The sequence below is a fragment of the Rugamonas fusca genome, assembly GCF_014042365.1.
In the GTDB taxonomy this organism is placed as follows: Bacteria; Pseudomonadota; Gammaproteobacteria; order Burkholderiales; family Burkholderiaceae_D; genus Rugamonas; species Rugamonas fusca.
The window spans coordinates 37,368-44,088 of record NZ_JACEZS010000035.1 but is presented as its reverse complement, the minus strand read 5'-3'; the positions used below and the strand labels follow the sequence as shown (position 1 = coordinate 44,088).

Genomic DNA, 6,721 nt, shown 5'->3' with positions numbered 1-6,721 from the left:
TTAAGTTGTGCCAGCAATTGCCCAAAGTCTGCGCTTCTCATGGCCCCTCCAAGCATGAATTTACTCAGTCTTGGAGGGCCTTTACCGCAAGAAGTTCAATACTTAACGGGGACATAGCCTTTTTTTTCGGCGCCGGCCGCCGCGCTTATTTATAGACGCCCGAGCCGACCAGCATGTCGTCGAGCCGCTCCACGTAGCCGGACTTGGCTTCCACGGCATGGGTGACGGGATTGGGCCATTTGTAGTCGACCCAGCCTTTGCCGCTGGTGGTGGCCACCTTCACCATTTCCTGGATGATGGGCTTGCCTTCGTTATCGCGCAGGCCGATCAGGGGCTTGCCCACCATCTTGGGATTGTTGCCGTGGGCCAGGGCGACCCCGTTCAGGTCGTACACATACACGTACAAGTCGCGCTGGTGGAAGTCCGGGTTGCCCGTGTCGCCGATAGCGGCGAACGCCTTGGCCCGGCCTTCGCTCTTGATCAGGGTAACAGCCCGCTTGACCATGGCCACGGCCTGCTCGGGCGTGCCCTGGTCGGCCGCCGCGGCGCTCCAGGACGTCGCCGTGGCCGCAGCAGCGGCCAGGGCGCAAAAGTATGCTCGCATGTCGATCTCCATCGTGGGGAGCCAGGCGCTCCACCCGGTTCGCCGATTATTGTTCACCGTCATGCTAACCTTAATTGCAACAACTGATGTTGTTTTGTGGCAACATTGATGATTTGTTCATCCCGAGGGCAAGCTGGGCTGGGGCGCGCAGACAAAAAAATGGCGGGTGCCAGGCACCCGCCATGCGCTGGTCGCCGTCAGGCGATTAACGGAATTTGTATTCCGCCATCACGCGCGCGGTACGGCCTTGCACGTCGGCCAGGTCTTGCGGGATCACGCCGCCGCCGTCCTTGTTGAAGCTCTTCAGGTCCAGCGGTGGGCGACGGCCCAGCAGGTTGCCGATGAACAGTGACACGGTCAAGTCCTTCACGCCCGTGTAGCTGACGTTGTAGTCCAGGCGCTGGTAGGACGCGATGCGGCACTCGTCGGCGCTCCAGTGCTTGGCCTGGCAGGCGGCCAGCGTGTAGCCGCTGTCGAAGTAATCGCCCTGCAGGCTGGTCGCGCTGTGATAGGTCAGGCGCAGGCTGTTGGTGAAGTCACCCGTCTTCAAGCTGCCGCCAATGTTGGCCACCAGTTTGGAGTAGGTGTAGCGGCCAGCCAGGTTGTCGCCGTATTGGCCCAGCGTGCTGGCGAAATTGCGCAAGTCCAGCAGGTAGGTGGCGTTGGTGCTCAGGTCCAGGCGGCCCCAGCGCGTATCGACCCGGGTTGCGCCGCCGATATCGATGCCGCTGGTCTTGGTCTTGGAGACGTTCTCGAACCTGCCGCTGATCGATGCCAGCGGGCCCGCCGTCACGCCGTACTTGGCGCGCTCGTCGGCGCTGAAGGTCTTGTCCTGCGCAATGGGCAGGCGGTTGACCACACCGGCGGCCAGGCTATCCTCGGCCGCCAGCAGTTCGTCCGTCGTCTTCAGGCCGATCTCATCCTTGCGCTTGATGTTGAAGTAGTCCAGCGACAGGTTGGTGCCGGGCACCGGCTCGATCACGAAGCCGAACGACAGGCTGTGCGACACTTCCGGTTTCAGGCCGGGATTGTTGCGCACGATATTGGCCACGCCGGCCGCGCATTCATTACCTTCCACAACGTCGGCGCGGGCCAGCAGCAGCGCCTTGTTGGTGTCGTTGTCGGGCAGCTTGGCGGCACTGTTGCGCAAGTCGTTGGCCAGCACCTGGGCCTGGTCGCAGCGTTTGGGGTCGGTGAGGCCATTGTTGAACGAGAACTTGCTCGACTGCGCGCTCTCGGTCAGGTTAGGCGCGCGGAAACCCGATTCCAGCGTGCCGCGGAACAGCAGTTGCTTGCTCGCTTCGAAGCGGGCGGCCAGCTTGGGCGAGACGTGGGCCTTGAAGCCGGGGAATTTGTCGACGCGGGCCGCGCCCACCACCTCCAGCGCCGCGCTCAGCGGCACATTCAGCTCCGTGAACAGCGCGCTGCTGGTGCGGCTGGCGTCGGCCGTGGCGGCGCCATTGCTGACGATGTCGCCAGCCAGCAGGTTGGCCGACGGCAGGATGCTCATCTTCTCGTGGCGCACGTCGCCCCCCACGGCCAGGCCGACGGGACGGCCGTTCAACTGGGCCACTTCGCCGCTGATCTTGGCGTCGGCGAAGGTCTGGGTGATCTTGCCTTCATAGCCGTAGTGCGGGAACAAGGCGTTCAGCACGTCGGGCGCATTGACCTGGCCAATCTTGTAGCCGCGGTTGAAGAACAGCGGATCGGTTTGCGACGGATCGTAGTTGCCGATCTCCCGGCGGAAGCCGCTGTCGCTGAGCGCGCCGCGGCTGTCATCGGTGACCTTGCCGCCCATCACGCCGACCGCGCTTTCCCAGTCGTATTTGCCGACCGTGCCGCGCAAGCCGGCCAGCGCGCGGTACTCGTCCGAGGTGGTGGTGTGGCTGGCGCCGGAATCGGCGAAGCGATAGCGCAGCGGTGCCTCGTCGCCGCTGGTGTTGAGCGGGTGGGTGGCGGGCAGGTAGCGCGAGGTGAAGGTCTTGGCCTGGCCGGTGCTGGGGTCGCCCCAGACAGCGTCGCTGGCGGTCGAGTCGTAATAGCCAAAAGCGGGCAGGTAGTCGGTCCGGGTGTGCGAGAACAGCACTTCCGAGAAGGCCTGCAGATTGTCGTTGATGTCAAACTTGCCCGACACCAGGCCATTGACGCGCTGGGCCGCCGGTTGCGCCTCGAAGCGGCCGAAACGGTCGTACACGCACAGGCCGCCCGCGTTCAACGTGGTGCAGCCCGGTACGGGGCCGACCCCGATGATGTTGCCCGGATAGCTGAAGGTGGACGGCGTACCGCGGTTGCCGAACATGAGGCCGCTCTTGTTGGCGACGGCGCTGAATTTGTTGCCGTAGGCGGGGTTGATATCGTCGAGCACGTCGCGCCAGGTGGCGGCGCCGCGCTTGAACACTTCCACGTTGGCCAGCACGTTGTAACGGTCCTTGACCAGGTTGCCGAAGCCGCCCGTCAGGCTGGCCGTGTATTTGTGGAATTGTTCGTTGGCCACGGATTGGTCGCGGCTGGCGTTGGCCGAGATGCCTTCATAGTCGGAACGGGTGATGATGTTGATCACACCGGCCACGGCGTCCGAGCCGTACAGCGAGGAACCGCCATTGCGCAACACTTCCACCCGTTGCACCGCCTCCAGCGGCAGCGAATCGAGGTTGGTGAACACTTCGTTGTAGTCGGCCAGCGCATACGGCGCCACGCGGCGCGAGTTGAGCAGGATCAGGGTCGATTGCTTGCCCAGGCCGCGCAGGTCGGCGGCCGAGGCACCCGAGGCGAACGAATTGGAGCCGCCGATGTCGGACAACGACGTGCTGCTGGCCGAGGTGATGGTGTCGAGCAATTCCTTGACCGAACCCACGCCCAGGCGACGGATTTCCTCGGCCTTGATGATTTGCACCGGGGTCGCGGTTTCGCCTTCGATATGCTTCAGGCTGGAGCCGGTGACGATGACTTTTTCGATGGGTTTGTCGGTGCCGCTCTCCTGCGCCATCACCACTTGTGACGATGCCAGCGTCAGGGCGACCGCAACGACGCTCTTTTTGAGACTGATTTGCTTCTTCAAAGAATTACTCCCGAGTGGACCGGGGCGCGCGGTCTTGCCGCTGCTCCAGGTTGTGACAAAAACTATATTTATAGATGCTATTTAATTATAGTTGTCAGAAACTGAATTTACCTGACGGAATCACTAACGGAATTGGGGGAAACACTCGGTTCGTTGTTTTCTGTGCACAGTTGCATAATTGTGCAGATGGTGTATGGCGGGGGGGGAGGGGGCGGTGGCGGCCAGGTCCGCCACCGCGGGCGGGATCAGCGCTCGAAAACGGCTTGCCACAGCTGGCGTACGGCGGCGGCCTGGGAGGCCACCAAGTCCGGGGCGACCCTGGCCAGTTCCTGTCCTTGCAAGCGCAACTGGTGCTGCAACTTGCGCAGCGCGCGGTAGGCGTCGGCCACGTGGCCGGCCAGGGTGGCGTCGATCAGGCCCAGTTCGCCGCACAGCTTGAGCAGGGCGATGTTGCCGATGTTGCCCGTCAGTGCGGGATAGTCGGCCGCGTATTGCAGCACCAGGAACTGGACGATGAATTCGATGTCGATCATGCCGCCCCGGTCTTGCTTCAGGTCGAACAGGGCCGAGCGGTTGGGCTTGGCGTCGAACATGCGCTGGCGCATGGCCAGCACTTCGCTCTTGAGCGGGCCGTCGGGCGGACGGCGGGTGCGCAGCACCTGCTCGCGGATCTGCTCGAAGCGGGCGCCGATGGCGGCGTCGCCGGCGCAATAGCGGGCCCGGGTCAGCGCCTGGTGTTCCCACACCCAGGCCGAGCTGGCCTGGTAACGCTCGAACGCGGCCACGCTCGACACCAGCATGCCGCTGGCGCCGTCGGGGCGCAGCGCGATGTCGATGTCGAACAGGATGCCGGCCGAGGTGTGCGAGGTCATCCACGTGATGAAACGCTGCGCCAGCTTGGCGTACTGGGCCGGGGCTTCCTGGTCGTCGTCATCGAACAGGAAGATCACGTCCAGGTCGGACACGTAACCGAGTTCCTTGCCGCCCAGCTTGCCGTACGCGATCACGGCGAAGCGCGGCACTTCGCGGTGGCGCGTGGCCACCGTGCGCCACACGGCTTGCACGGTGGCGGCCACGATGGTGTCGGCCAGCGCCGACAGGTGGTCGGCCAGTTTCTCCACCGTCAGGTCGCCGGCCAGGTCCTGGGCCAGCAGGTGGAACAGCTGGGCGTGGTGCACTTCGCGCAGGATGTCCATCTGGCGTTCCGTGTCGCCGGCCGCCGCGTCGAGCTGGCGCGCCAGGTCGGCCGCCAGCGCCTGCGGGTCGAACACCAGGTTGCGGATGCGGTCGTCGAGCAGTTCGTCGAGCAGGATGGGGTGCTGGCTGAGGAAGGTGGCGGCCCAGCCGGAGGCGTGCACCATGCGGATCACGCGCTCGAGCGTGTGCGGGTATTCCGTCAGCAGCGACAGATAGGCCGAGCGGCGCGCGATCGCTTCCAGGAAGTCGAGCAGGCGGCCCAGCGTGTCGTGGCGGTTGCCGGCGCGCGCCTCGTCGGCGCAGCGGGCGATCAGGGGCAGGGCCGTGTTGACCAGGGCCACCAGGCGGTTGCGGCTGGCCTCGGGCAGCGATTGCAGGCGCGGCGCCTGCCAGGTGGCGATCAGGCGCTTGGCGGCGCCGGGCGCGTCCTCGAAGCCGAGCGCGGCGAAGCGGGCTTCGATCGCTTCGCGGTTGTCGGGGTCGGCACATTCGTTGCTGGACTGGGGATCGATGTCGGCCTCGGCGCCGGCCGACTTGTCGGCGAACATGGCGTCGAACTGGGTCGCCACGAAGGCGCGGCATTCATCGAGCCGGGCCAGCAGGGTGGCCGTGTCGGGCAGGCCCATCATCTGCGCCACCACCCGCCGGTCGGCCTCGTTGGCGGGCAGGGTGTGGGTCTGGGCGTCGTCCAGGTATTGCAGCCGGTGCTCAAGATTGCGCAGGAAGGTATAGCACGCGAGCAATTCCTCGACGATGGCCGGCGCCAGCAAGCCTTTCTCGGCCACCGTGCGCAAGGTGGCGCGGGTGGAGCGGTCGCGCAGGGCCGCGTCGCGCCCGCCACGGATCAGCTGGAACACCTGGGCCAGGAATTCGATTTCGCGGATGCCGCCCCGGCCCAGCTTGACGTTGTTGCTGCGGTCCGGATGCAGCCGTTCCTGGCGGTTGACCTCGGCGCGGATCTGGGCGTGCATGGTGCGGATGGCCTCGATCACGCCAAAGTCCAGGTAGCGGCGGAAGCAGAACGGGCGCACGATGGCGTCCAGTGCCGCGATATCCTCGGCGCGGCCGGTCACGGCCCGCGCCTTGACCCAGGCGTAGCGCTCCCATTCGCGGCCCTGCACGATCAGGTACTGTTCCACCATGCCCAGGCTGGCCGCCAGCGGGCCGGAGGCGCCGTTCGGGCGCAGCGCCATGTCGACCCGGAAGGTGTAGCCATCCTCCGTGATCTCGGACAGGGCCGCGATCAGCTTCTTGCCCAGCCGGATGAAGTATTCGTGGTTCGACAGGCTGCGCTGGCCCGCTTCCGTCGTCACCGTGTCGCCATCCTCGGGGTAGACGAAGATCAGGTCGATGTCGGACGACACGTTCAGCTCGCCGCCACCCTGCTTGCCCATGGCCAGCACCATCAGTTGCTGCACCTCGCCGCTGTCGTGGCCGGTGGGTACGCCGTGGGCGGCCCGCATCTCGCCATCCAGTTCGGCCAGATGGGTCTGGATGGCGAAGTCGGCGAAGCGGGTCATGGTGGTCACCACCTCGTCCAGGTCGGCCGCGCCGTCCAGGTCGCGTCGGATCAGGCCGCACACGACCAGGTTGCGCAGGCGGCGCATGGCGCGCACCAGCGGCAGCCCGGTGCCCGTCTCTTTTGCCAAAAATTCAGCAAAATCGAGCCGGGCAAGCGATAATTGCGCCAGTTCATCGACCTGGCGCTGGCGTTCGGGGCTGGCGGCCAGCCAGCGTTGGTAGTAGCGGGAGGCGGACGTGAGGGAAGTTGGGCTCATGAACAATGATGTAGTCTGGCGTGGTGGCGGTAACCGGATGTAAGCGGGGCGCGGTCGGTTCGGCGGTTGCGGTAAAATTGCCGC

At 65.3% G+C, this 6,721-nt stretch carries 3 protein-coding genes; all 3 read right to left on the bottom strand.

Annotation, left to right across the window (positions count from 1 at the left end):
• Positions 1-145: 145 nt before the first annotated feature.
• The 3 genes from H3H36_RS24900 to glnE all read right to left on the bottom strand — a co-directional run bounded on the left by H3H36_RS24900 (position 146) and on the right by glnE (position 6,637).
• Entirely contained in the window at positions 146-604 is a 459-nt protein-coding gene (locus H3H36_RS24900) for a cache domain-containing protein (protein WP_182220747.1), read from the bottom strand.
• A gap of 205 nt (positions 605-809) precedes the next feature.
• Positions 810-3,662, bottom strand: a complete 2,853-nt coding sequence (locus tag H3H36_RS24895; protein WP_182220746.1) for a TonB-dependent receptor plug domain-containing protein — start codon at positions 3,660-3,662, stop codon at positions 810-812.
• A gap of 245 nt (positions 3,663-3,907) precedes the next feature.
• Positions 3,908-6,637 carry a bifunctional [glutamate--ammonia ligase]-adenylyl-L-tyrosine phosphorylase/[glutamate--ammonia-ligase] adenylyltransferase gene (glnE, locus tag H3H36_RS24890; protein WP_182220745.1) on the bottom strand — a complete coding sequence of 910 codons (2,730 nt, stop codon included), beginning with the start codon at positions 6,635-6,637 and terminating at the stop codon, positions 3,908-3,910.
• Positions 6,638-6,721: the final 84 nt, after the last annotated feature.